This window comes from Umezawaea sp. NPDC059074, assembly GCF_042738955.1.
Lineage (GTDB): Bacteria > Actinomycetota > Actinomycetes > Mycobacteriales > Pseudonocardiaceae > Umezawaea.
Genome location: NZ_JBHYHC010000039.1, coordinates 1 through 25,846, shown reverse-complemented (window position 1 = coordinate 25,846; position 25,846 = coordinate 1). Strand labels below are relative to the sequence as shown.

At 71.6% G+C, this 25,846-nt stretch carries 17 protein-coding genes; 10 read left to right on the top strand and 7 right to left on the bottom strand.

The features are described from left to right. Positions 1 to 17: 17 nt before the first annotated feature. From ACFWW9_RS19435 to ACFWW9_RS19425, 3 genes are read right to left on the bottom strand one after another with little or no spacing between them, the layout of a single operon-like run. On the bottom strand, positions 18 to 671 hold the full coding sequence (locus tag ACFWW9_RS19435; protein ID WP_390379301.1) for a DUF2238 domain-containing protein: 654 nt from the start codon (positions 669 to 671) through the stop codon (positions 18 to 20). Between the two features lie 41 nt (positions 672 to 712). Next, positions 713 to 1,819, bottom strand: a complete 1,107-nt coding sequence (locus ACFWW9_RS19430) for a hypothetical protein (protein WP_390379299.1) — start codon at positions 1,817 to 1,819, stop codon at positions 713 to 715. Continuing rightward, positions 1,816 to 2,856: a hypothetical protein gene (locus ACFWW9_RS19425; RefSeq protein WP_390379296.1), complete on the bottom strand. Its 1,041-nt coding sequence runs from the start codon at positions 2,854 to 2,856 to the stop codon at positions 1,816 to 1,818. The genes ACFWW9_RS19430 and ACFWW9_RS19425 overlap by 4 nt, the downstream gene beginning before the upstream one ends. 92 nt (positions 2,857 to 2,948) lie before the next feature. Between ACFWW9_RS19425 and ACFWW9_RS19420 the strand changes: the two genes are divergently transcribed. Continuing rightward, positions 2,949 to 4,922: a tetratricopeptide repeat protein gene (locus ACFWW9_RS19420; RefSeq protein ID WP_390379293.1), complete on the top strand. Its 1,974-nt coding sequence runs from the start codon at positions 2,949 to 2,951 to the stop codon at positions 4,920 to 4,922. Between the two features lie 9 nt (positions 4,923 to 4,931). Here the strand turns inward: ACFWW9_RS19420 and ACFWW9_RS19415 are convergent, their stop codons facing one another. Then, a complete protein-coding gene (locus ACFWW9_RS19415; RefSeq protein ID WP_390379290.1) occupies positions 4,932 to 7,223 on the bottom strand; it encodes an FdhF/YdeP family oxidoreductase in 2,292 nt (763 codons plus the stop codon). Positions 7,224 to 7,506: 283 nt separating this feature from the next. Beyond that, complete coding sequence (locus ACFWW9_RS19410; protein ID WP_390379287.1) at positions 7,507 to 8,448, bottom strand: hypothetical protein; 942 nt, start codon at positions 8,446 to 8,448, stop codon at positions 7,507 to 7,509. A gap of 107 nt (positions 8,449 to 8,555) precedes the next feature. Here ACFWW9_RS19410 and ACFWW9_RS19405 point away from each other — a divergent pair, with 107 nt between their 5' ends. The 4 genes from ACFWW9_RS19405 (at position 8,556) to ACFWW9_RS19390 (ending at position 14,526) form a co-directional block, all read left to right on the top strand. Beyond that, complete coding sequence (locus tag ACFWW9_RS19405; protein WP_390379284.1) at positions 8,556 to 11,192, top strand: valine--tRNA ligase; 2,637 nt, start codon at positions 8,556 to 8,558, stop codon at positions 11,190 to 11,192. Then, on the top strand, positions 11,189 to 12,553 hold the full coding sequence (locus tag ACFWW9_RS19400) for a bifunctional folylpolyglutamate synthase/dihydrofolate synthase (protein ID WP_390379282.1): 1,365 nt from the start codon (positions 11,189 to 11,191) through the stop codon (positions 12,551 to 12,553). The genes ACFWW9_RS19405 and ACFWW9_RS19400 overlap by 4 nt, the downstream gene beginning before the upstream one ends. Continuing rightward, positions 12,550 to 12,939, top strand: a complete 390-nt coding sequence (locus tag ACFWW9_RS19395) for a DUF4233 domain-containing protein (protein WP_390379279.1) — start codon at positions 12,550 to 12,552, stop codon at positions 12,937 to 12,939. The genes ACFWW9_RS19400 and ACFWW9_RS19395 overlap by 4 nt, the downstream gene beginning before the upstream one ends. A gap of 63 nt (positions 12,940 to 13,002) precedes the next feature. Next, positions 13,003 to 14,526, top strand: a complete 1,524-nt coding sequence (locus ACFWW9_RS19390; RefSeq protein WP_390379276.1) for an alkaline phosphatase D family protein — start codon at positions 13,003 to 13,005, stop codon at positions 14,524 to 14,526. Here the strand turns inward: ACFWW9_RS19390 and ACFWW9_RS19385 are convergent, their stop codons facing one another. Further along, positions 14,527 to 15,675, bottom strand: a complete 1,149-nt coding sequence (locus ACFWW9_RS19385) for a PrsW family intramembrane metalloprotease (RefSeq protein ID WP_390379273.1) — start codon at positions 15,673 to 15,675, stop codon at positions 14,527 to 14,529. Then, complete coding sequence (locus tag ACFWW9_RS19380) at positions 15,672 to 16,295, bottom strand: hypothetical protein (RefSeq protein WP_390379271.1); 624 nt, start codon at positions 16,293 to 16,295, stop codon at positions 15,672 to 15,674. The genes ACFWW9_RS19385 and ACFWW9_RS19380 overlap by 4 nt, the downstream gene beginning before the upstream one ends. Positions 16,296 to 16,417: 122 nt before the next feature. Here ACFWW9_RS19380 and ACFWW9_RS19375 point away from each other — a divergent pair, with 122 nt between their 5' ends. The 5 genes from ACFWW9_RS19375 (at position 16,418) to ACFWW9_RS19355 (ending at position 25,725) form a co-directional block, all read left to right on the top strand. Then, positions 16,418 to 17,692, top strand: coding sequence for a hypothetical protein (locus ACFWW9_RS19375; protein WP_390379268.1), 1,275 nt, complete (start codon positions 16,418 to 16,420; stop codon positions 17,690 to 17,692). Between the two features lie 113 nt (positions 17,693 to 17,805). After that, the gene (pulA, locus tag ACFWW9_RS19370; protein ID WP_390379266.1) at positions 17,806 to 23,352 is read left to right on the top strand and encodes a pullulanase-type alpha-1,6-glucosidase; all 5,547 of its coding nucleotides are present in this window, start codon (positions 17,806 to 17,808) and stop codon (positions 23,350 to 23,352) included. A gap of 77 nt (positions 23,353 to 23,429) precedes the next feature. Further along, positions 23,430 to 23,666 (top strand): AbrB/MazE/SpoVT family DNA-binding domain-containing protein, encoded by a 237-nt coding sequence (locus tag ACFWW9_RS19365; RefSeq protein WP_390379263.1) that lies wholly within the window; start codon positions 23,430 to 23,432, stop codon positions 23,664 to 23,666. 84 nt (positions 23,667 to 23,750) lie between these two features. Next, positions 23,751 to 24,224, top strand: coding sequence for a MarR family winged helix-turn-helix transcriptional regulator (locus tag ACFWW9_RS19360; protein ID WP_390379260.1), 474 nt, complete (start codon positions 23,751 to 23,753; stop codon positions 24,222 to 24,224). A gap of 64 nt (positions 24,225 to 24,288) precedes the next feature. Further along, positions 24,289 to 25,725: a DHA2 family efflux MFS transporter permease subunit gene (locus ACFWW9_RS19355; RefSeq protein WP_390379257.1), complete on the top strand. Its 1,437-nt coding sequence runs from the start codon at positions 24,289 to 24,291 to the stop codon at positions 25,723 to 25,725. Positions 25,726 to 25,846: the final 121 nt, after the last annotated feature.

Genomic DNA, 25,846 nt, shown 5'->3' with positions numbered 1-25,846 from the left:
AGCCACCGTGTCCGGGTTCAGGCCTGGTGAGTGGCGGGCTCGGTTTCGGTCGTGCTCGTTGACGGTTCGGGGCGTGGGGTGTCCGTCGGGGCTTTTCGGCGGCTCGTGAGTGCCTGGAGCGCGACCATGACCACCGCGCCCAGCAGGGCCAGGGCCATGTCCTTGTGGGGGTCCCACATGTCGCCTTGCTGGCCGTTGTAGGACTCGGCCAGGTCTGGGGCGAGGGTCATGGCGATGGCCCACTCGAACAACTCGTACAGGGCGCTGGTGGAGACCACGACCTCCACCGAGCGCCACCAGCCGAGGTGGCGGTGGAGGACGCCCGCCAGGCAGAGGCCGTAGGTGAAGTGGACCAGGCGGTCGAAGTGGTTGCGGTGCCAGGAGAACACGTCGGACAGGCGGATGCCGAAGGCGGCCTGGGTCCAGTCGTCGTAGGGGACGGCGGAGTACAGCCAGCGGGCGGCGATCGTGTGCAGGGACAGGAAGAGGAGGACCAGCAGCCAGGAACTGAGTGGGAGCGGGTGGCGGCGTTGGACCCACGCCAGGGCGAGCAGGGCCAGCACGGTCAGGGACGTGTGCAGGGCCTGCTCGCCCGGCCAGAGCGGGGACCACCAGGTGGCGGCCACGAGGGCGGCGAACGCGGTCAGGGTCCACCAGTGCCACCGGGTCATGATCGGGACGGTAGCGGGTGATCTCCGGCCGCACGGTGGTTTTACGTGCGCTTGCCCACGTGGGAGATGTCGAACGGGGAGTCTACCAGGGCGCCTGTGGTGGTGTAGCACTGGACGGTGGCCGATGCCCAGGTCCAGTAGGCGATGGCGCAGGAGTTGGTGGTGGCGTCGTACGCGGTGATCTGGACGTCGCCGCCGTTCAACGGCTGCGCCGGGGCCACGTCGCGGATGCCGGTGCCGAGGCTGGTGACGGTCCAGGTCGGCAGGGGGAACGCCCACGTGTCGGGGGCGCTGGTGCCCGAGGTGACCCAGCCGTAGGCAGATTCCAGGCCGGGGGTGGGGTTCTTGTCGCCGAGGATGTTGCCCTTGCGGACGAAGGTCACGTTGAACTCGCTGTCCGCCGCGGCTCCGGCGGGGGTGAAGCAGCGGACGAGGACGTGGTGGTAGACCGCGTCCGGGTACCAGTCCGCCGTCTTGCACCACACGTCCGTCTGGCCGGTGGCGGTGATCTGGACCGTGCCGCCGGGGCTGCCGCCCAGCGACTTGAACGAGACCCTGTACTGCCCCAACGCCTCCCGCGCGTACAGCACCGCGCCGGTCGTGGAGTTGTGCGTGGTGACCGTGCTGTTGTTGACGGCGCGGTAGCCGAAGTCGTAGTAGCGGGTCCGCAGGTTGGTGAACGACGCCGTGAACTGGCTGTCCACGAGCGTGCCGTCGAACGCGTAGCAGCGGACGGTGAGGTACTGGCCGCCGAGGGTGGGGGTCGTGACGGTGTTCTTGCAGCGGGCGCGGTTCTCCCAGCCGTAGGCCGTCACGTGCGTGACGCCAGCGGTGGGGGAGACGCCGTCGACGAACACCGTGTAGGTGCCGGTCCCGACGTGCCGGACCTGGTTGGTCGGGAGGTTCGTGACCGAGCTGTACTGGTACGTCGTGCTGGGCGCGTACCACTCGCCGACCGCGTGCTCCGCGTCGTTCGCCCACACCCAGCCGTAGCCGTCGGGCGGTGCGGCGGCGCTGATCTCGCAGACCGCGGACTTCATCCGGCCGTCGGGCACCGAGCAGTCCGGCGCGGCGTGCGCGGTCGGGGCCAGTGCTGTGACGAGGCTGAGCACGACGCCGGTCAGCAGGGCGGATCTGTTCGCTCTCAAGGGGTTCCTCCATCGCGAAGGGGCTCGGGTGTGCCCAGGTAGGAGACGTAGAGGCCGGTGTCCAGCGGCGCGCCCGCGAGGTCGTAGCACCGGACGGTCAGGGACGCGTACCAGCCCGCGGTGACGCAGGTGTTCGGCTGGGCGTCGTCCACGGTGATCTGGTAGGCGCCCCGGTCGACCGGCCGCCACGGCGTGATCACCCACACGCCGCGCTCCGGGTTCTCCAAGCGCCACCGGGGTTCCGGGAACTGGAACGGGATGGGCAGGCCGGGAGTCGAGGTCACGAGCGCGTAGCCCGCCACCGGTTCCGGCGCGCCAGTGACGCCTCCGCCCACGGCGTAGGTGACGTCGAACTCGGAGTCGGCGCGCGACCCGTCGACCGGCGAGTGGCAGATCACCCACACCACCAGGGAAAGGCCGTCCAGGGCGGCCCGGCCGTTGGTGCACCACACGGCGTCCGGCCCGGTGGCGGTGACCAGGACGGTGCCCCGCTCGGGCAGTCCCTTGAACGCCACGCGGTACGTGCCCGCCTCGACCCGCGTGGAGGTCACCGCGCCGAACGAGGAGTTGTGCTGCACCACCGTCCCGCCGTAGGACGCCCGGTAGGCGAACGGGTGGTTCCTGGTGCGCACGTTCGTGAACGAGGCGGTGAACATGCTGTCCACGAGCGCGCCGCCGAAGGAGTGGCACTGGACGACCAGGTACTCCCCGGTGATGCCGGGGGCCCTGCTCGCGATCTTGCAGCGGGCACGGGTGTCCCCGCCGTAGGCGTTCACGTGGCCCACGCCCGCGCGCAGCACGCCGTCGAAGTACACGGTGTACGTGCCGGGGCCTTCGTGCCGCACCAGGTTCTCGTGGCCAGGGCCGGGAAAGCCGTACTGGTAGCCGGTGTCCGGCCGGTACCATTCGCCGACCCGGTGGGACGCCTGGTCGGCCCACACCCAGCCGTAGCCGTCCACCGCCGCCACCGCGCGGGGAACGGGCGCGGCCACCAGACCCAGCAGCAGCCCCACGAGGGCGGCGAGCACACGTCTCACGGGGTTTCCTCCAGCGGTATTTCCGGTTCGCCACCAGACTCCGCACGGGTGTCAGGGTGGGATCAACGTCGGCTCAAGGTCTTGGGGGACAGGTGGAGTCGGAGGGCAGGCGGCTGCTCGCGCGCCACGGCGTGCGCGCCGCGCTCGACTGGGTCGAACGGGTGCCCGCCGCCGAGCGGTCGGTGGAGGTGCACTGCCTGCACGCCGAGGCGTTGGCTCTGGCGGGGGACCTGGACGCGGCGGCGGCGATCTGCCTGCCGCTGGCCGCGAGCGGCTCCGCCGACGTGGCCCGGCTGCTGGGGCACCTGGAGTACCGGCGGGGCAGGCCGCGGCAGGCGTTGGAGTGGTACGCCAAGGGCACGCCGGACGGGCTGCTACTGGCGTGGACGGCCACCGCGCACTGGGCGATCGGCGACGAGGCCGCGTGCCGCGACCACGCGGACCGCGCGTGGCGGGCGGCCGTGGAGGCGGGTGACCAGCGGGCGCTGGTGGCCGGCCACGTGGCGCTCGGGTTCGCCGCCGAGATGGTCGGCGACTGCGCCGCCGAGCAGCACCACTACGAGAAGGCGTTGGCGCTGGCCGAGGCCGCGGGCGACCGGGTCGAGTCGGCGCGGATGCGGACCAACCTGTCGTCGCGGCTGCTGGGCGAGGCGCGGTACGCCGAGGCCGCCGAGCTGGCCGACTTGGCAGTGGCGCAGGCCGAGGAGGTCGGCTACCTGACCGTGCTGGGCATCGCGCTGTGCAACGGCGGCGACGCGCTGCTGCGGCTGGGCGACCTGGACGCGGCGTGCGACCGCTTCGAGCGCGCGCTGGCCGTGGAGCACACGGTGGGGTCGCAGCGACTGGCGTACCCGTTGGCGGGCTTGGGGGACGTGCACCAGCTGCGTGGTCGGACCAGCCTCGCGCGGGCGTCCTACGAGGAGGCGATCCGGGTGTGCGGCGCGGAGGGCGACCGGCAGGGCCTGGTGCCCGCGCTGGTCGGCCTGGCCCGGTTGATGGTGGGCCACGACCTCGCGGCGGCGGCCGAGTTGGCCGAACGGGCGCACCGCGCGGCCGTCGGACCGGCCGCGATCCGCACGCTGTTGGCGCTCGGCTGGGTGCAGCACGGGCGCGGCGACCACGAGCGCGCGGCGGGGACGGCCGCGTTGGCGGCGGAGAAGGCCCGCCTGCACCGGGACCGCGCGCGGCTGGCCGAGGCGCTGGAACTCCTGGCGGCGGCCCGGCCCGCGAAGGCGAGGGCCGCGCTGCTGGAGGCGAGGACGATCTGCCGGGACACCGGGGCCGCGGTCGACGCCGACCGGGTCACCGTGCTGCTGGGCGCGCTGCCGCACGCGTCGGCCGAGGAACGCGCCCAAGCACGGGTCTCCCGTCGTGCTCTGGCGTCACGAGGGGTGCCCGCGCCGGTCGAGCCCGTGGAGATCCGCACGCTCGGCCGGTTCGAGGTCCGGGTGGCGGGCGAGCCGCTGCCCCGGTCGGTGTGGCAGTCGCGCAAGGCGCGGGACCTGCTGCGCATCCTGGTGGTCCGGCGCGGTCGCGGGATCGCCCGCGACGAGCTGGCCCGCCTGCTGTGGGATGAGGACTCCGGGCGGGTGGGGCACCGGCTGTCCGTCGCGCTGTCCACGGTCCGCTCCGCGCTCGACCCGGCGGGCGACCTCGTGCTCGCCGACCAGCACACCGTGGCGCTGGACGCGGGCCGGGCCGCGATCGACCTGGAGGACTTCCTCGCCGCCGCCCACGAGGGCCTGCGGACGGGCGACCGGGAGGTGCTGGCCGCCGCCGAGGCCGCGTACACGGGCGACCTGTTCGAGGACGAGCCGTACGACGACTGGGCGGTGGCCCTGCGCGAGGAGATCCGCGTGGTCTACCTGCGGGTGGCCCGGACCCTGGCCGCAGGCGCGGCCGACGTCGACGAGGCCGGGTACTACCTGCAACGCCTGCTGGCCAAGGACCCCTACGACGAGCAGGCCCACCGCGACCTCGTCGACGCCCTGACCGCGGCGGGCAGGCACGGTGCCGCGATCAGGGCGAAGGCGCGCTTCGCCGAGGCGATGGGCGCGCTGTCGTGAAAAGCGGTCCTAGGCCCGGTGCTCCAGCCGCACGACGATCGACTTCGACGTCGGCGTGCCGGACGTGGTGGCCTGGGAGTCCAGCGGCACCAACGAGTTCGCCTCCGGGAAGTACGCGGCGGCGCAGCCCACGGCCGTCGGGTACGACACGATCCGGAACGACTCGGCGCGCCGCTCGACGACCCCGGTCGGGTCTTCCGGCCACTCGCTGACGATGTCCACGACCTCGCCGTCGGCGAAGCCGAGCGACGTCAGGTCGTCCGGTGCGACGAACACGACCCGCCGCCCGTCCTTCACGCCGCGGTAGCGGTCGTCCAGGCCGTAGATCGTGGTGTTGTACTGGTCGTGGCTGCGCATGGTCTGGAGCAGCAGCCTGCCCTCCGGCACCCGCAGCACGGTCAGCTCGTTGGCGGTGAAGTTCGCCTTGCCGGACTTGGTGGCGTTGAACTCCCGCGCGTCGCGCGGCGCGTGCGGCAGCACGAACCCGTCCGGCTGCCGGACCCGCGCGTTGTAGTCGACGCACCCCGGCACGACGTTGGCGATCCGGTCGCGGATCTGGTCGTAGTCCTTCTCGAACGCCTCCCACGGCACCGGGTGCTCGCCGCCGAGGACCTCGCGCGCCAGGCGGCAGACGATCGACACCTCGGACAGCAGGTGGTCGCTCGCGGGCGCCAGCCGTCCCCGTGACCGGTGCACGACGGACATCGAGTCCTCGACGGTGACGAACTGCTCGCCGGAGTGCTGGAGGTCGCTCTCGGTGCGCCCGAGCGTGGGCAGGACCAGAGCGACCTTGCCGGTGACCACGTGCGACCGGTTGAGCTTGGTCGACACGTGCACGGTCAGGTCGCAGCCGCTCAGCGCCTTCTCGGTGACGGGGGTGTCCGGCGAGGCGGAGGCGAAGTTGCCGCCCACGGCGAAGAACACCTTCGCGTCGCCGTCGCGCATGGCCCGGATCGCCGCCACGGTGTCGAACCCGTGCTTGCGCGGCACCCGGATGGAGAACTCCTGCTCCAGCGCGGACATGAACTTCTCCGGCATCTTCTCCCAGATGCCCATGGTCCGGTCGCCCTGCACGTTCGAGTGCCCGCGCACCGGGCACAGGCCCGCGCCGGGCTTGCCGATCATGCCGCGCAGCAGCACCACGTTGGTGATCTCCTGGATGGAGGGCACCGAGTGCTTGTGCTGCGTCAGGCCCATCGCCCAGCACACGATCGTCCGCTCCGAGTCGGCGAACATCCGCGCGACCTTGGTGATCTGCTCGCGCGACAGGCCGGTCGCGGTGTCGACGGACGCCCAGTCGACCTCGGCGACGTGCGCCCGGTAGTCCTCGAACCCGTGCGTGTACCTGTCGATGAACTCGCGGTCCTCGGCGCCCCACGACAGCAGCAGGTTGCCGATCGCCTGGAACAGCGCCTGGTCGCCACCCAGTCTGATCTGCACGAACTCGTCGGCCAGCGGCGTGCCCTTGCCCACCAGTCCGCGCACGTTCTGCGGGTTCTTGAACCGCATCAGCCCGGCCTCGGGCAGCGGGTTGACCGCGACGATCTTCGCGCCGTTGCCCTTGGCCTCCTCCAGCGCGGACAGCATCCGCGGGTGGTTGGTGCCGGGGTTCTGGCCCATGACCACGATGAGGTCGGCCTCGTGGATGTCGTTGATGCTGACCGAGCCCTTGCCGATGCCGGTGGTCGCGCTCAGCGCCGCGCCGGAGGACTCGTGGCACATGTTGGAGCAGTCCGGCAGGTTGTTCGTGCCGTAGGAGCGGACCAGCAGCTGGTAGAGGAACGCGGCCTCGTTGCTGGTGCGGCCGGACGTGTAGAACACGGCCTGATCGGGGCTCGCCAGCCCGTTGAGGTGCTCGGCCACCAGCCGGAACGCCGCGTCCCACGCGATCGGCTCGTAGTGCGTCGCGCCCTCGCGCAGCACGAACGGCTCGGTGATCCGCCCCTGCTGGCCGAGCCAGTAGTCGGTCTTCCCGCGCAGCTCGTCGATCGGGTGCTCGGCGAAGAACTCCCGCCCCACCCGCCGCCGGGTGGCCTCCTCGGCCACGGCCTTCGCGCCGTTCTCGCAGAACTCGGCCAGCTTCCGGTGCCCCTGCGGCTCCGGCCACGCGCAACCGGGGCAGTCGAAGCCCTCGCGCTGGTTCAGCAGCCGCAGCGTCTTGGCCGTCCGGGTCACGCCCATCTGATCCACGCCGCGTTTCAGGGAGACCGCGACACCGGGGATGCCCGCGGCCCACCCCTTCGGCTTGGTCACGTCGAGCTGCGACTCGTCGACGTCCTGCTGCGGAGGCTTCGTGGTCATGGCCCCAGTATCTCCCCGTCCGATCGAGCGGACAGGGTCGTGGGACGTGATTTCGGTTGATGTGTCGACCAAGCGAGACGGCGGACCCCCACCGCCGCGCTTCGCGAGGGCGCGACGATGGGCGCCGCGACTGGTTCGCCCAGGGGCGGAGCGGACCGCTGTCACGGGCTCCGAGGGGTTTCGGGAGAGTCCGTGAATCCGACTTCGACGCCCGCTGAGCTGGCCAATCCCGCTCATTGTGAACTGCGTCACTTTCGGAAAGCAGCCTGCGTTCGGGTGACCCTCACTCCGGGCAGGTGTTGATCGTCGGCATGGGTTTCGACGGGTCGAAGTAGTCCTCCGGCCTGCCTTCCTCCTGGGTCGAGCCGCGCCTGGTCTGCGGTTCGACGAACGAGGGCGCGAGGAAGCCCTCGCGTGACGCCGTGCAGCCGATCGAGTAGCTGTGGCCGGTGGACGGCCCGGACCACAGGCCCTGGCTCTCCGGCCGGAACGTGGGCCCGGACCGGATGATGTAGTCGTACTGGATCCGGGTCACGGCGACGATGTCCATCGGTCCGTGCAGCTTCTCCACGTCGTCGGTCGCGAACGCGTAGGCGAACACGTAGTCGGTGTGCACGACCAGCTCACCGGCGTTCCTCGCCTCGACCGTCATCCCGCCGTCCACCTTGGGCTCGACGGGCAGCAGCCTCGTGCCCGGCGCGATCCGCGTCGCGACCAGGCCCGCCTCGTCGTCGCGGCCGCCCGCGAACAGCGGCCGCAGGCCCGCTTGGTCGTCCGCCGCGAACAGGCCGAGCAGCGGTTCCAGGTCGCGCCCCTCCAGCACCCGCCGGTCCAGGCGAGCGGCCACCACGGCGGCGCGGGCGCGGTCGTACGCGCTCGCCACCTGCTCCTCGGTGAAGGTCCCGACCGCCGCCGCCTTCGGCACGACCAGGCCCGCCTCGCCGTCCGCCCAGCTCTCGGCCGGTGTCCCGCGGAACGGGTCCGCCAGGTCGACCCGCGTGATCGTCGTGGGCGCGGCGGCGGGCGCGGGCTCGACGACCGGCGTCCGCGTCGCGTAGATGCCCACCGCCAGCGCGGCTATCGCGAGCAGCGCCAACCCGGACACGACCTTGTTGCCGTGGCGGTTCAGCCACGTTCTTCGCCGCGTCCGGCGGATCTCCCGAGCGACGCGCGTGCTCGCCGCTCGGAGCCACGCCGGGTGGCCTTCCACTTGCTGCGTTCTCATGCCGACTCCCCAGTAGCCACCCGCTCTTGGTCGATCGGACGGCGGGGCGCGGGCGTTAGCAGGTATGTCGGGGTAAGTCGATAGCGCGGGGTTCGTAGACTTGGGGGGTGACCGAATCCAGCACCACTCCACAGCGTCCTGAACTCCCCGCGGCGTGGCAGCCGTCCGAGGTAGAGGCGGAGCTGTACCAGGGCTGGGTCGACCGCGGCTACTTCACCGCCGACGTGACCAGCGACAAGCCGCCGTTCACGATCGTGCTGCCCCCGCCGAACGTCACCGGCAGCCTCCACATGGGCCACGCGCTCAACCACAGCGTCATGGACGCGCTCACCCGCAGGCGCCGGATGCAGGGCTACGAGGTCCTGTGGCTGCCCGGCATGGACCACGCGGGCATCGCGACCCAGAACGCCGTGGAGCGCGACCTGGCGAACAACGGGCTCTCCCGCAACGACCTCGGCCGCGAGAAGTTCGTCGCGCGCGTGTGGGAGTGGAAGGAGGAGTACGGCGGCAAGATCCTCGACCAGATGCGCCGCCTCGGCGACGGCATCGACTGGAGCCGCGAGCGGTTCACCATGGACGAGGGCCTGTCCCGCGCCGTCCAGACGATCTTCAAGAAGATGTTCGACGACGGCCTGATCTACCGCGCCGAGCGCATCATCAACTGGTGTCCGCGCTGCCAGACGGCCCTGTCGGACATCGAGGTCGAGCACTCCGACGACGACGGCGAGCTGGTGTCGATCCGCTACGGCGACGGCGCGGCCTCGATCGTCGTGGCGACCACGCGCGCCGAGACGATGCTGGGCGACACGGCCGTCGCCGTGCACCCGGACGACGAGCGGTACGCGCACCTGATCGGCACCGAGGTCGAGGTGCCGCTGACCGGCCGCCGCGTCCCGATCGTGGCCGACACCCACGTCGACCCGAAGTTCGGCACCGGCGCCGTGAAGGTGACGCCCGCGCACGACCCGAACGACTTCGAGATCGGCCGTCGCCACGACCTGCCGAACCTCGCCGTCATGGACGGTCGGGGCGTCATCACGGTCAACGGCCCGTTCCTGGGCCTCGACCGGTTCGAGGCGCGCCCCGCCATCGTCGCCGCGCTGCGCGACCAGGGCCGGATCGTCGCCGAGAAGCGGCCGTACGTGCACTCCGTCGGCCACTGCGAGCGCTGCGGCACGGTCGTCGAGCCGCGCCTGTCGCTCCAGTGGTGGGTGAAGGTCGAGGGCATCGCCAAGGCCGCCGGTGACGCGGTCCGCGACGGCCGCACGACCGTGCACCCCGCCGAGCTGGGCAAGCGCTACTTCGACTGGGTCGACAACCTGCACGACTGGTGCATCTCGCGCCAGCTGTGGTGGGGCCACCGCATCCCGGTCTGGTACGGCCCGGCGGGCGAGGTCGTCTGCGTCGGACCGGACGAGCAGCCGCCGTCCGGCGACGGCTGGCGCCAGGACGAGGACGTGCTCGACACGTGGTTCTCGTCCGGCCTCTGGCCGTTCTCGACCCTGGGCTGGCCGGACAAGACCGCCGACCTGGCCAAGTTCTACCCGACCTCCGTGCTGTCCACGGGCTACGACATCCTCTTCTTCTGGGTCACCCGGATGATGATGTTCGGCCTGTACGCGATGGACGAGGTCCAGCCCTTCGACCACGTCTACCTGCACGGTCTGATCCGCGACGCCAACGGCAAGAAGATGTCGAAGTCGCGCGGCAACGGCATCGACCCGCTCGCCTGGATCGACAGCTACGGCGCCGACGCCACCCGGTTCACGCTGCTGCGCGGCGCGAACCCCGGCTCGGACCTCGCCGTCGCCGAGGAGTGGGCCGCGGGCGCCCGCAACTTCACCACGAAGCTGTGGAACGCGACGCGGTTCGCGCTGTCCAACGGCGCGACGGTCGACCGCCCGCTGCCCGCCCGCGAGGCGCTGACCGACGCGGACCGCTGGATCCTGGACCTGCTCGACGGCCTGGTGGCCGACGTGGACGGCCAGTTCGAGGCGTTCCAGTTCGCCAAGCTGTCCGAGGCGCTCTACCACTTCACCTGGGACGAGTTCTGCGACTGGTACCTGGAGCTGGCGAAGGTCCAGATCGCCGAGGGCGGCGAGCGCGCCGAGGCGACCCAGTCGGTCCTCGGGCACGTGCTCGACGTCGTGCTGCGGCTGCTGCACCCGTTGACGCCGTTCATCACCGAGACGCTGTGGAAGACGCTGACCGGCGGCGAGTCGCTGGTGGTCTCCGAGTGGCCGAAGGCGACCGGCGCGGAGCGCGACCTCGTGGCGGCCGAGCGGATCGAGGGGCTGAAGAAGCTCGTCACCGAGATCCGGCGGTTCCGCTCCGACCAGGGCCTGAGGCCGACGCAGAAGGTCGCGGGCAAGGTGCGCGGCGCGTGCTGCGTCGACCTGCTCGACCAGGTGCCGTCGGTGAAGGCGCTGACCAGGCTGACCGAGCCCGGCGACGACTTCGCCGTGTCCGCGTCGATCGAGGTCGGCCTGCCCAAGGGCGCTGTGACGGTCGAGCTGGACACGTCCGGCACGATCGACGTGGTCGCCGAGCGCAAGCGGATGACCAAGGACCTGGCGGTCGCGGAGAAGGACCGCGCGCAGTGCGAGGGCAAGCTCAACAACCCCTCGTTCACCGACAAGGCGCCCGCGGACGTCGTGGCCAAGATCCAGGCCCGCCTGGCGGCCGCGAACGCCGACATCGAGCGCCTGAACGCGCGCATCGCCGCCCTCCCGGAGGCGAAGTGAGCCCGGCCGACCCGGCGGCGCTGGACGCGCTCCGCGCCGTCGAGTCGGAGCTGGACAAGCGCTGGGGCGAGACGAAGATCGGCCCGTCGCTCGACCGCATCAAGGCGTTGACGCACCTGCTGGGCGACCCCCAGCACTCGTACCCGGTCATCCACATCACCGGGACCAACGGGAAGACGTCGACGTCGCGGATGATCGACGCGCTGCTGTCGCGCATCGGGCTGCGCACGGGCCGCTACACCAGCCCGCACCTCCAGTTGGCGACCGAGCGGATCAGCGTCGACGGCGAGCCGATCACGCCCGAGCGGTACGTCGAGGTCTACCAGGACGTCGAGCCGTACCTGTCCATGGTGGACGGTCAGAGCGACGTCCGGATGACGAAGTTCGAGGTCCTCACCGGGATGGCGTTCGCGGCGTTCGCGGACGCCCCGGTGGAGGTCGCGGTCGTCGAGGTCGGCATGGGCGGCGGCTGGGACGCGACGAACGTCGCCGACGGCCGCATCGCCGTGGTGACCCCGATCGGCGTCGACCACGTCGAGTACCTCGGCTCGGACATCGAGGGCATCGCGCGGGAGAAGGCCGGGATCATCAAGCCCGGCTCCGTCGCGATCCTCGCCGAGCAGACCAACGAGGTGGCCCGGATCCTGATCGAGCGGGCGACCGAGGTGGACGCCATGGTCGCCCGGCAGGGCCTCGAGTTCGGGGTGCTGCAACAGGACGTGGCCGTCGGCGGGCAGATGCTCAAGCTGCAAGGCCTCGGAGGCGTGTACGACGAGGTCTTCCTGCCGCTGCACGGCGCCCACCAGGCGTCGAACGCGTCCCTGGCGCTCGCCGCCGTCGAGGCGTTCTTCGGCGCGGGCAAGGAGCAGCCGCTCGACGTCGAGGCGGTCCGCGAGGCGTTCGCGTCCGTGACCTCGCCCGGCAGGCTGGAACGCGTGCGCAGCGCCCCGACCGTCCTGGTCGACGCCGCGCACAACCCGCACGGCGCCCAGGCCTTGGCCGCCGCGCTGCGCGACGAGTTCGGCTTCCGCAAGCTCATCGCCGTCGTCGGCGTGATGGACGACAAGGACGCGGCGGGCATGCTCGCGGCGCTGGAGCCGGTGGTCCACGAGATCGTGGTGACCAGCAACTCCTCGCCGCGCGCGATGGACGCGGACACGTTGGGCGACCTGGCGATGGAGGTGTTCGGCGAGGAGCGGGTGTTCGTGCAGCCCTCCCTGGCCGACGCCATCGAGGAGGCCGTCCTGCGCACCGAGGAGGACGACGAGGAGGGCTCGGTGTCCGGCGGCGGCGTGATCGTCACCGGCTCCGTCGTCACGGCCGGGGAAGCCCGCGCGCTGTTCGGCAAGGAGCCGTCATGACCACCCCGCCGGTCAAGCCACCGCCCAAGGACCCGATGAAGGCGTTCCGCGGCATCACCGCGGGCACGCTGATCATCGAGGTGATCGTGGTGGCGCTGGCGCTGCCGGTGATCGCCAAGCTGGGCGGCGGGTTCACCACCACGGCGGGCGTGCTGGCGTTCGTCCTGATCGCGGGCCTCATCGCCACGTGCGCGCTGCTCAAGCACAGCTGGAGCGTCTGGCTGATCGTCGGCCTGCACGTGCTGATGGTCGCGTCCTGGCTCGCGCTGACCGCCCTCGGCGCGGTCGGCGCGGTCTTCAGCCTGGTGTGGGCGTGCATCTTCTGGATGCGCCGCGACCTGGCCAAGCGCATGGCCGAGGGCCGCCTGCCCAGCCAGCAGGTCTGAGCGTTCACCCACCGGTCAGCCGGTGTTCGGCCGTCGTCGGTCCTGGCGCGCTAGAACACCGGCATGACCGATGAGCGGGCGGTGAACCGGCGGACGCTGCTGCGCGCCGGAGGACTCGGGGTCGCCGGGGCGTTCCTGCCGGGCGTGGCGCTGGCGCGGACGGACCGGCCGGTCCTGACGCACGGCGTGCAGACCGGCGACGTGACCACGGACGGCGCGCTGGTGTGGACGCGCGCGGACCGCCCGTCGCGGATGGTCGTGGAGGTGGCCTCCGACCCGTCGTTCCGGCACGTCCGCCGGGTGCGGGGCCCGCTGCTCACGCCGGACACCGGTGGCACCGGCAAGCTGCGCCTCGACCACCTGCCCGCGGGTCGCGAGGTGCACTACCGGGTCGTCGCCGAGGACCTCGACGGCCGCACGCGCGGCGAGGCCGTGACGGGGGTGTTCCGCACCGCGCCCGTGGGCCGGGCCGACGTGCGCTTCACCTGGTCGGGCGACGTGGCGGGCCAGGGCTGGGGCAGCAACCCGGACCTCGGCGGGATGCCGATCTTCGGCGCCATGGCCGACCGCCGCCCGGACTTCTTCCTGCACAGCGGCGACACCGTCTACTCCGACGGCCCGCTGGCCGCGCAGGTCGTGCTGCCCGACGGCCGGATCTGGCGCAACGTCGTCACCCCGGAGAAGTCGAAGGTCGCCGAGACGCTCGACGAGTACCGCGGCCAGTTCGCCTACAACCTGCTCGACCCGAAGTACCGCGACTTCGCCAGCAAGGTGCCCATGATCGTCCAGTGGGACGACCACGAGGTCACCAACAACTGGTACCCCGGCGAGATCCTCGACCTGCCGCAGTACACCGAGAAGCGCGTCGACGTGCTGGCCGCGAGGGCGTTCCGGGCGTTCCACGAGTGGCAGCCCGTCGACCCCCGCAAGGCCGTCGACGGCCGGGTGTACCGGAGGTTCGCCCACGGCTCGCGCGTCGAGGTGTTCGTGCTGGACATGCGCACCTACAAGGACGCCAACACCGCGACGCGCGACGGGATCGGCCACATCCTCGGCGACCGGCAGGCGCGGTGGCTGGTCGACTCGCTGGCGCGCAGCCGGGCGACGTGGAAGGTCGTGGCGGCCGACCTGCCGATCGGGCTGACCGTGCCGGACGGCGCGGACATCGAGGGCGTCGCCAACGGTCTGCCCGGCGCGCCAGGCGGCCGTGAGCACGAACTGGCCTGGGTGTTGCGGGAGTTGAAGCGCCGCAAGGTCCGCAACGTCGTGTGGCTGACCGCGGACGTGCACTACACCGCCGCCCACCACTACTCGCCGGACCGGGCGGCCGTCGCCGACTTCGACCCGTTCTGGGAGTTCGTGTCCGGTCCGCTGCACGCGGGCGCGTTCGGCCCCAACGCACTCGATCCCACGTTCGGGCCGGAAGCCGTGTTCGTGCACGCGCCGCCCGCCGCGAACACCTCGCCGCTGGACGGGTTCCAGCACTTCGGCGAGGTGGCCGTGGACGGTCGCAGCGGTGAGCTGACCGTGTGGCTGCGGGACGCCACCGGTCGGGCCCTGTGGACGAAGACCCTGTCCCCGAGCTGATCAGGCCAGGTCGCGGAGGCGGAGCAGTTCGCTGCGGGCGTGGACGACCCTCGGGGTGTCCGCGCCACCCGCCCTCGCGATCTCGTGGGCCAGGTCGCCCGTGCCCTCGAGCAGGCGACGGGCCTTGCGGCGGCTGTGCAGGCTCTTGCGGTACGCCTTGCGCTGCTTGCGCAAGCCGCTGGCCGCGTCGAGCAGCGGCGGGTCGACGACGCCCGACTCCACCTCGGGGCCGAGGAGGTCCCTGGTCCACGCGCGTTCCCGGCTCGCGGCGTGCCGCAGCACGAAGAACAGGACCACCAGTTCGACCACGCCGATCGCGAACGGCAGCACTGTGATCAGCGGGCCGCCGCCGCTGAGGCCGCCCATGTCGTCCCAGGCGAAGTGGAACGCCATCGCGGTCAGCATCGCCAGGACGCCGCCGACCACGTTGCGCTCGCCCGGCGTCCGGCCCAGCACCCACATCAGCCCGGCGCAGAAGATCGCGCTGAACAGGGCGTGCGAGACGATCCCCGACGCGCCCCGGACCACGAACATCTGCACGGTCGTGCCGAGCTGGTCGACGCCGAAGCCCTGCGCCGCGCCGTTGTAGACGTACAGGACGTCCTCGAACACCGTGAAGCCCAGGCCGATGAAGGCGCCGATGATGAACCCGTCGTAGGCGCTGCGGACCAGGCGCGGGGCGAGGCCGATGAGGAGGACCAGGCCCAGGGCCTTGCCCCACTCCTCGTTGATCGGCGCGGTCAGCCCGGCGGCCCAGTTCGCGGCGAACGACGTGCCGCCGACCTTCGCCCAGATCTCCAGCAGCGCGCCGTTCGCGGGCAGCGCGATCCAGAACGTCGCCGCGACCCCGCCCCAGAAGAACGCGGTCGCCAGCAGGCCCGCGGGCTGCGACGTGAAGCGGTTGTGGTGGCGCAGGAGCAGCAGCCACGGCACGAGGTACAGCCCGAACAGCAGCACGCCGCCGACGATCGCGGGCGCGTAGAAGGCGCCGCCGGATCCGAAGTACCGCGCGATGCTCACGGCGCCCGCGCCGACGCCGACGGCGTAGACCCAGAACGACGCGTTGTGCGGTTGGAGGAGGCGGAACGGCTGTCCCCAGCCGGACTGCTCGATCGCGGTGAGCTGCGCCCGCTTCGCCAGGTCGCTCATCGGACGCCTCCGGGGGTGATGCTGCGCAGCAGCGCCGCGACCTCGTCCTGGTGCTGCTCGAACTGGCCCGGCGTGGTCCGGACCCGCACCAGCAGCGCGGGAGCCGACTCGACGGCCGAGCCCACGCCGACCTTGAACGCGACGTCCAGCCCGTCGCCGTTCGGCCCGGTCGTGCTCTGCGCCACCCCGACCACGCCCGCGCCCGTCGTCAGCGTGCGGCGTTCCCCGTCCACGCCCGGCGCGCTGTCGCCCTCCGAGCGCCGCACCTGGTCGAGGTACGCGTCCGCGGTCCCGTCGAACGACGAGCCCCGCAGCTGCACGGTCGCGCCGCTGGAGGCGAGCATGACCTGGAGGCTCGTCGGGCTCGCCCCGGCGCCGCCGACCAGCGTGCCGTCCTCCAACTGCCAGCCGACCGGGGGCACGGCCGTCGCGCCGTCGCCGAGGTCCAGCACGTCACCGGCCCGGATCTCGTTGTTCCACGGGATGGCCGAGTTCAGCGCGGGCAGCCCGTAGAGGAGCAGCAGCGCCACGGCGAGGGCGATCAGCGCGGGTGGGAACGTCCGCCGGTCGAGCCCGAGGAACCGGTGCTCGACGGGGACCCACCCCTGGGGGGAGCTCACGGTCGACGAAACCCCTTTCGCGGTGCGCGGGAACGGCGAGTCGACCTTATGCACGGTGATCGGATCCCGCTCGTCCGGACGGACCCCTGCCCCCCTCTTGAACGGGCACATAGGGTGTTCGGGTGCCCATCGCGTTCGACACCACCGGTTTCCAGCAGCACGACCAGACCACCTGGTTCAACCCCACCACGAACGACCAGGTGAGCCTGAACTACTTCGAGCAGGCGCCCGACCTGCCCGCGGCGCTGGACGACGTCACAGAGCTGCGGCGCGGGCTCGCGCACCTGACAGCCGAGGTGGGGTGCCTGGTGGAGGCGCACATCGTGCACCTGGGCGGCGAGCCGACGCTGTTCCAGATCGTCAAGCTGCCGCTGCCGAACCAGCCGAGCGGGCAGGCGTTCCTCGCGTCCTTCACCGTGCCGAGGGCGAACGCGAGCGCGGTGCTGAAGTTCCAGGCCGTCGAGCAGGGCATGACGGGGATGCGCGAGGCCGCGCTGATGGCGCAGGTCGGTTTCGAGAACTGGGTCCAGCCGCACCCGTACGCCCCCGAGGTCCAGGGCAAGCTGCCGTTCCACGTCGGCGACGACCCGCGCTGGGACCCGCAGTTCCCGCAGCACCCGCTGTCACGGGCCCGCGCGTGGGCGCACCGCGTGGCGCGCACCGGCCAGGTCGACCCGCGGTTCGCCGCGCAGCCCGCGTTCGAGCCCGCCCCCGAGGTCGGGTCGACGCTGGCGACCGTCGTGCCGGGCCTGCCGATCGGCGGCTACCTGCCGCTGTGGCTGGACGACGAGGACGTGAGCTACTGGCGGATGAGCGACCCGGAGTCCGTGCTCGGCACGCTCGGGCAGGGCGCGCTGGCCCGCACGCCGGTGCTGGAGAACAGGTTCCGCGACGTCGTGGCGCTCGACCCCGCCAGTTCGACGATCATGCTGGCCAACCGGTACCGCGACGAGGACGGCGGCGTGAGCGGCCCGTCGACGCCGCTGGTCCGGGTGCCCGAGAACGAGGCCCGCGCCGCGGTGAACGCCGAGACGGTGCTGGAGGCGTTCCGCTGGGTCGGCCTCGCGTCCGAGGCGGCGGCCGACCGCGGCGAGTACGTGGCCGTCGAGGCGGGCGGTGTGACCTACCGCGAGAAGCCGTACGTGCTGATGATCGTGAAGCAGCACAACGGCCAGCGCTTCTCGGTCGTGGAGACGTCGCCGGTGCCGGACGAGGCGCCGATCTGGCACGACCAGCTCGTGCACGAGGCCGCGACCGGCCAGACGATGGCGGGCCCGGCGACGCCCGAGACCATTCGCGGCGGTGGTCTGCTCGCCATGTACGCGACGACGACGTGGGACCTGCACCCGTCGAGGCTGTGCCTGTCCTTCGGCCCGAACCCGCAGGCGATCCCGTAGTCGCAAGTATTTGCAGCCCGTCGGCGCTTGTCGGCCCAATCCTGTCGTGGTGTGGTGCTTTCGCCTGACTCTGTGCGGGTTTGGCTGCAAGTTCTTGCGACAAGGAGGTCGCCGTGCGCCGGGTTTTCGTTGCGCTGGTGTCGTTGCTGCTCATCCCGTTGACGCCACTGGTTTCGGCCGCCGCCCCGGCGGTGTCCCGGTTGGCGATCGGAGCAGTGGGGGACATCGCGCCGGGGGTGCGGAGCGGCGACGTGCGGTTGGCGCGCAACGCCTTGCGGGACGACCTGTCCGGCGAGCGGTTCTACTTCGTCATGCCCGACCGCTTCGCCAACGGCGACCCGCGCAACGACCGCGCCGGGCAGTCCGACGACCGGATGAAGTCCGGGTTCGACCCGACGGACAAGGGCTTCTACCACGGTGGTGACCTCGCCGGACTGCGCGACAAGCTCGGCTACCTCGACGACATGGGGATCACCGCGATCTGGATGACCCCGGTGTTCGCCAACCAGTGGGTGCAGGGCAGCGGGGCCGACGCCTCCGCCGGCTACCACGGCTACTGGACCACCGACTTCACCCGGCTCGACCCGCACTTCGGCACCACGCAGGACATGCGGCGGCTCATCTCCGACGCGCACCGCCGCGGCATCAAGGTGTTCTTCGACATCGTCGCCAACCACACGGCCGACGTCATCGACTACGCCGAGGGCAAGCACGAGTACGTGAGCACCGGGGCCGTGCCCTACCTGGACGCCTCCGGCAAGCCGGTCGACATCAAGGCGTTGGCGGGCAAGGCGGACTTCCCGAAGCTGGACGCGGCGAAGTCGTTCCCGTACACGCCGGTCGTGAAGTCGGGTGTGCGCAAGACGCCGGACTGGCTCAACGACCCGACGCTCTACCACAACCGCGGCGACTCGACGTTCAGCGGCGAGTCCAGCGAGTACGGCGACTTCTCCGGCCTGGACGACCTCATGACGGAGAACCCCAAGGTCGTCGAGGGCATGGAGAGGATCTTCACCAGCTGGATCGACACCCTCGACATCGACGGCTACCGGGTCGACACGGTCAAGCACGTCAACATGGAGTTCTGGCAGGCGCTCGCGCCGCACGTGAAGGCGTACGCGGCCAGGAAGGGCAAGAAGGACTTCTTCGTGTTCGGCGAGGTCTTCAGCTCCGACCCGGCGCTGACCTCCTCGTACACGACGACCGGGCGGATGCAGGCGAGCCTGGACTTCCCGTTCCAGAGCGGCGCGCTGGGCTTCCTGGCGGGCAAGGGTTCCGCGCGCCTGGGCGAGGTGCTGCTGGCCGACGACCGGTACACCGACGCCGACTCCAACGCGTCCTCCCTGCCGACGTTCCTCGGCAACCACGACATGGGGCGGGTCGCGTGGATGCTGCGCACCGAACGCCCCGGCGTCGGCGAGGACGAGCTGCTGAACCGGCTCGAGCTGGGCAACGCCCTGCTGTACCTGTGGCGCGGCAACCCGGTCGTCTACTACGGCGACGAGCAGGGGTTCGCGGGCGGCGGCGGGGACAAGCTGGCGCGGCAGGACCTGTTCGCCAGCAAGACGCCGGAGTACGCGGCCGAGGACCTGATCGGCAGCGACCGGACGGGCGCGCAGGACAACTTCCGCACGGATTCGCCGCTCTACCGGCAGTTGGCGTCGTTGGCGAAGTTCGTGGACGCCGACCCGGTGTGGCGCGACGGCAACCAGGTGCTCCGGTACGCCGAGGGTGACGTGGTGGCGTTCAGCCGGATCGGGGCGGCCGAGCAGACCGAGCACGTGGTGGTCGCGAACGCCGGTCTGACCGCGACGACCGTGGACGTGCCGGTGGCCGCGTCGGCGTTCCGCACGGTGTGGCCCGCCGCCGGACCTGGTCCGACGCGCGTGGACGGCAAGGTGCGGGTGACCGTGCCGCCGCTGTCCGCGCTGGTGCTGAAGGCGACCGGGAAGCTCGCGGCGAGCGCGCCGACCCCGACGTTGGTGGCCCCGGCCGCGGGAACGGTGCTGGACCAGCGCGTGGAACTGCGGGCCGACGGGATCACCTCGCCGTTCGCGCAGGCCAGCTTCGTGGCGAAGGTCGAGGGCGCGCGGGAGTGGACGGCGCTCGGCACGGACGACGCCGCGCCGTACCGGGTGTTCGCCGACCTGTCGACGCTGCCCGGCGCGGCCGTGGGCAAGAAGGTGGAGCTGCGGGTCGTGGCCAAGGACGCCGCCGGTCGGCTCGGAGCCGACGGCGCGACCGTGACGCTGGCCGCCGCGCCGCCCGTGGAGGAACCCGGTGGCGCGCAGAGCCCGGACTGGCTGGTCGTGCACTACAACCGCCCCGCTGGGGACTACGACGGCTGGGGCCTGCACGTGTGGGGCGACGTCGTGGACGCGCCGACGTGGGACGCGCCCCTGCCGTTCGCCGGGGAGACCGGGTACGGCCGGTTCGCGTGGGTGAAGCTCAAGCCGGGCGCGCGGTCGGTCGGGTTCATCGCGCACAAGGGCGACGAGAAGGACACCGACGGCGACCGGTTCGTCGATCCGAGCGTGACGCCGCAGGTGTGGCTGGGGCAGGGGAAGACGACCGTGTTCGCGTCCGAGGTCGCGGCGACCGGGCAGGCCGTCGTGCACTACGCCGGGGACACCACCGGGCTCGTGGCCCGCGCGGGCGGCGTGGACGTGCCGTTCTCCGGGGGAGTGGCGGCCATCCCGGCGACCGCGCCCGTGGAGTTCTCGCTGGTGCGCGGGGGAACGACCGAGGTGACCGGGCGCAACGCCGGGTCCGTGTGGGTCGACGGCGGCAAGGTGTTCCCGTCGCTCGCGGCGGCGGAGAACCGGGCCGTCATCCACTACCACCGGCCGGACGGCGACTACACCGACTGGACGCTCTACCACTGGACCGGGTCGCTCGAACCGAGTCCGGGCTGGACGCAGTCGCGCGTGCCGGACGGGTCGGACGGGTTCGGCGCGTACTGGTCGGTCCCGCTGGCTCCGGGAGCGCCGGGGCTGAGCAACATCATCCACCGCGGTGACACCAAGGACCCCGGCGCGGACCAGTTCCTGGACGTGGCGGGCACCGGGAACGAGGTGTGGTTCGTGTCCGGCTCGGCCAAGGCGGACGGCTCCGCCTCCTACGTGCTGCCGCCCTCGGTCGCCCCCGCCGCGGACGACGACCTGACCAAGTCCAAGGCGATCTGGATCACCAAGGACCTCGTGGTGTGGGACGTGCCCGCGGTGTCGACCGACGGCTACCAGCTCCGCTACGGCGACCGGCAGTTCCGCATGGTGCCCGACTCGACGCCCGTGCCCGCGAAGTTCCCGCACCTGGCCGGGAAACCGGTGTACCGCGTGCTGTCGTCCGATGTGGACAGTGCCGTGCGGGAGAAGCTGTCGGCCGTGCACGTGGACTCGTCCGGCGCGATCCGGCACCGGACCGGCGTGCAGATCGCGGGCGTGCTGGACGACCGGTACGCCGCGGAGGCGGCGAAGCTGACCTACGGTCCGACGTTCACGGGTGGCCGCGCGAGCGTCCGGCTGTGGGCCCCCACCGCGAAGTCCGTGCGGCTGCGGCTGTTCACCACGCCGTCCGGCGAGCCGACCCGCGTCCTGGACCTGCGCCGCGACGACGCGTCCGGCTCGTGGTCGCTGTCGGGCGACTTCAAGGACCGCTACTACCAGTTCGAGGTCACCGACGCCCGCCGCACGGTCGTGGTGACCGACCCGTACTCCGTGGCGCTGTCGGTGGACTCGACGCACTCCCAGTTCGCCGACCTCGCCGACCCGCGCACGATGCCCGCGAACTGGGGCCGTGACGTGGCGCGGGGGCTGGACGGCGACCCGACGGAGCACGGCGTCACCGAGCTGCACGTGCGGGACTTCTCCATCGGCGACCAGTCCGTCCCCGCGGACGCGCGCGGCACGTACAAGGCGTTCACCTACGCCCAGTCGACCGGCATGACCCACCTGCGCGACCTGGCGAAGGCGGGGCTGGACACCGTGCACCTGCTGCCGACGTTCGACATCGCCACCATCCCCGAGCGCCGGGCCGACCAGCAGGTCCCGGCCTGCGACCTGGCGTCGCTGCCGCCGGACTCCCCGGCGCAGCAGGAGTGCGTGGCCGCGACCGCCGCCCGCGACGGCTTCAACTGGGGCTACGACCCGTTCCACTACGACGTCCCGGAGGGCTCGTACGCGACGGCCGACGCCCAGAACGGCTGGGCCCGGTCGAAGCAGTACCGCGAGATGGTGAAGTCGTTGCACGACAACGGCAACCGGGTCGTGGTCGACGTCGTCTACAACCACACGGCCGCCGCGGGCGACGCGCCGACGTCCGTGCTCGACAAGGTCGTGCCCGGCTACTACCAGCGGCTCAACGCCGACGGCTCGATCGCGAACTCCACGTGCTGCGCGAACACCGCGCCGGAGAACGCGATGATGGGCAAGCTCGTCGTCGACTCCGTCGTCCGCTGGGCGCGGCTGTACAAGGTCGACGGCTTCCGGTTCGACCTGATGGGCCACCACCCGAAGGCGAACATCCTCGCCGTGCGGGCCGCGCTGGACGCCCTGACCGTCGCCCGCGACGGCGTGGACGGCACCAAGATCCGGCTCTACGGCGAGGGCTGGGACTTCGGCGAGGTCGCGGGCAACGCGCGGTTCGTGCAGGCCACCCAGGCGAACATGGCGGGCACCGGCGTGGGCACGTTCAGCGACCGCCTGCGCGACGCCGTCCGCGGCGGCGGCCCGTTCGACGACGACCCGCGCGTCCAGGGCCTCGGCTCCGGCCTCGCGGGCGACCTGAACGCCTCGCCGAACAACGGCGACGTGCAGGCCAGGCTGCTCAACTACTCGGACCTGGTGAAGCTCGGCATGGCGGGCAACATGGCCGACTTCCGCTTCCGCTCCACCGCGGGCCCGGACACCACCGGCCGCCAGGTCGGCTACAACGGCAGCCCGGCGGGCTACACGGGCGCGCCCGCGGAGGCCATCACGTACGTCGACGCCCACGACAACGAGACCCTGTACGACGCCCAGGCGTTCAAGCTCCCGCCCGCCACGACGATGGCCGACCGCGTCCGCATGCAGAAGGTCGCCCTCGCCCCGGTCCTCCTCGGCCAGGGCCAGCCGTTCCTGCTGGCGGGCACCGAGTTCCTCCGCTCCAAGTCGTTGGACCGCAACAGCTACGACTCCGGCGACTGGTTCAACCGCTACGACCCGTCCCTGCGCGGCAACGGCTTCGCCGCGGGCCTCCCCCCGGCCCCGGACAACCAGGCCAAGTGGCCCTACTCCCAACCCCTGCTGGCCAACCCGGCTCTACGACCGTCGTCCACCGACCAGCGCACCGCCCTGGACGGCACTCTGGAACTCCTGCGGATCCGCCAGTCCTCACCGCTGTTCACCCTGAACAACGCCGCTCTGGTCCAGCAGAAGCTCACGTTCCCCGCCGCCGAACCCGGCATCGTGGTGGCCCACCTCGACGACACGGTCGGCCCCGACACGGACCCGGCCCACCGCGGCCTCCTGGTCATCATCAACCCGTACCCCCAGCCAAAGCCGATCACCCTGCCCGGCACGGGCTGGTCGGCGCACCCGCTCAGCACCGACGCCAAGTCGACCCTGCTCACCACCGGAACGGCGACCGTGCCCGCCCGTTCGGTGGTGGTGCTGGTGCGCTGACAGGCCGTTGACCTGCGGTCCAGCGCGGTAGAGACGGAGTTGGCCAGCCGGAAGGGAGTGCGTATCTTTCCTGACTCGTGCGCATCAGCAGCAGGGGACGAGTGACGATCCCGATCGATGTCCGGCGTTCGCTGGACCTCCATCCCGGAGACGAAGTGGCCCTCGTCGTCGACCGGAAAGCCGGCTGCATCCGGATTGCGAAGTCCGTCGGCGGGCTGGGGAGAGGCCGCCTGATCGCCGAGTCCCTGCTGGGTGAGGGAGACGTCGACCTGGCGACGGACGGGAATCACCGCTGCGAGGCGCCCGACGCGTGATCGTCGTGCGCTGAAACCGATGGTCATCGGAACGTTCCGCGAAAGAATAGTTCCGCTCCGGACTATTCCGCTATGCTGGACCGCATGACCCCGCAGAGCGTCGACCTCCTCATGCTGCTGAAGGTGACCGGCCACGCGCTGGAGACCGAGTTGTCGGTGCGGCTCGCGGCGGTCGGGCTCACGCCGCGCGCGCAGTGCGTGCTGACGAACGCGCTCGGGGGCGAGCGGACGCAGAGCGAGTTGGCCGAGCTGTCGAACCTGGACAAGACCACGATGGTCGTGACCATGGACGCCCTGGAGAAGGCCGGGTTGGCCGAGCGGCGGTTGTCGAGCACGGATCGGCGGGCGCGGATCATCGTGGTCACCGACGCGGGGCGCGAGGTCGTGGCGAAGGCCCGCCAGGTGGTCGACGGGTTGTACGGCGAGGTCCTGGGGTCGTTGCCCGACGCGCAAGGTCTGGTGGACGGGTTGTCGTGCCTGCTCAACGGGCGGTTGGCGGAGAAGGTGGAGTGCGAGCACCCGCCGCGCCGCCGTGCGGTCAAGGCTGTCGTCCAGTAATAGATAGTCCCGTTCGGAACTATCTGCTACGGTCGCTTCTGGTATCGACGAACCAGGGGGACCGATGACTGACACCACCCGGCGGACCGCGGACTCGAGATGGCTCGCGCTCGTGGTCCTGTGCGCCGGAATGCTGATGATCGTGCTGGACCAGACGATCGTGAACGTCGCACTGCCCGCGATCCAGGCCGACCTCGGCTTCAGCCAGGCGGGCCTCGCGTGGATCGTGAACGCCTACCTGATCGCCTTCGGCGGCCTGCTGCTGCTCGCCGGGCGGCTCGGCGACCTGATCGGCCACAAGCGCGTGTTCGTGATCGGCCTGGTCGGGTTCACCGTCGCGTCGCTGCTCTGCGGCCTGTCCACGACCCCGGAACTGCTGATCGGCGCGCGGTTCGTCCAGGGCGTCGGCGGCGCGCTGTCCACGGCCGTCACGCTGGGCATGATCGTGAAGATGTTCCCCGAGCCCAAGGAGCAGGCGAAGGCGATCGGCGTCTTCAGCTTCGTCGCCGCCGCGGGCGCGTCGATCGGGCTGCTGCTGGGCGGGGTGCTGACCCAGGCCCTCACCTGGCACTGGATCTTCTTCGTCAACGTGCCGATCGGCGTCGTCGCGGTCCTGTTCGCGCTACGGCTCATCCGCACCGAACCGGGCATCGGGCTCGGCGAGGGCGCGGACATCCTCGGGGCGTTGCTGGTCACGGGCGCGGTGATGCTCGGCGTCTTCACGATCGTCGGCTCCGAGTCCGGCGGCAACCCCCTCGTGCAGGGCGTGATCGCGGTGGCGCTGCTGGTCGGGTTCGTGGTGCGCCAGGCGACGGCGGCCAACCCGCTGCTGCCGTTGCGGGTGTTCCGCTCGCGCAACGTGACCGGCGCGAACGCCGTGCAGGTCCTGATGGTCGCGGGCATGTTCGGCATGTTCTTCCTCGGCACGCTGTACATGCAGTTCGTGCTGCACTACGACGCCCTGCGCATCGGGCTGGCGTTCCTGCCGGTCGCGGTCTCCATCGGCACGCTGTCCGTCGGCTTCTCGGCCCGCCTCAACGCCCGCTTCGGCGAGCGCACCGTGCTGCTGTTCGGCCTGGGCCTGGTGTTCGTCGGCCTGCTGCTGTTCATGCGCGCGCCGGTGGACGGGACCTACCTGGAGCACCTGCTGCCGGTGATGCTGCCGCTCGGCATCGGCGTGGGGCTGTCGTTCCCGGCGCTGATGACGCTCGCCATGTCCGGCGCGACGCCGAGCGACGCGGGCCTGGCGTCCGGGCTGGTCAACACCACCGCGCAGGTCGGCGGCGCGCTCGGGCTCGCGGTGCTGGCGACCACGTCCACCTCGCGCACGTCCACGCTGCTGGCGCAGGGCGTGCCCACGGCGCAGGCGTTGACCAGCGGTTTCCACCTCGCGTTCGGCATCGCCGCCGGGCTCGTTGCCCTCGCGCTGGTCGTGGCCGTCACGGTCGTCCGCCCGGTCGCGGTCACCGCCGACGCGCCCCGGCCGATGGCGTTCCACTAGCTAGTGCTCGGTCAGCTCCACCCGCGACCGGACCTCGTCGTCGCGGAGGATCTCGAACTTCCGGTCCTCGGCCCCGAGCACCTTCAGGAAGCCGGGCTGGGTGTCCACGACGTAGTAGTCG

Bases quoted from the DNA above. Each gene is read 5' to 3' on its own strand.
- ACFWW9_RS19435 (WP_390379301.1), bottom strand. From the start codon at position 671: ATGACCCGGTGGCACTGGTGGACCCTGACCGCGTTCGCCGCCCTCGTG.
- ACFWW9_RS19415 (WP_390379290.1), bottom strand. From the start codon at position 7,223: ATGACCACGAAGCCTCCGCAGCAGGACGTCGACGAGTCGCAGCTCGAC.
- ACFWW9_RS19410 (WP_390379287.1), bottom strand. From the start codon at position 8,448: ATGAGAACGCAGCAAGTGGAAGGCCACCCGGCGTGGCTCCGAGCGGCG.
- ACFWW9_RS19395 (WP_390379279.1), top strand. From the start codon at position 12,550: ATGACCACCCCGCCGGTCAAGCCACCGCCCAAGGACCCGATGAAGGCG.
- ACFWW9_RS19390 (WP_390379276.1), top strand. From the start codon at position 13,003: ATGACCGATGAGCGGGCGGTGAACCGGCGGACGCTGCTGCGCGCCGGA.
- ACFWW9_RS19385 (WP_390379273.1), bottom strand. From the start codon at position 15,675: ATGAGCGACCTGGCGAAGCGGGCGCAGCTCACCGCGATCGAGCAGTCC.
- ACFWW9_RS19360 (WP_390379260.1), top strand. From the start codon at position 23,751: ATGACCCCGCAGAGCGTCGACCTCCTCATGCTGCTGAAGGTGACCGGC.
- ACFWW9_RS19355 (WP_390379257.1), top strand. From the start codon at position 24,289: ATGACTGACACCACCCGGCGGACCGCGGACTCGAGATGGCTCGCGCTC.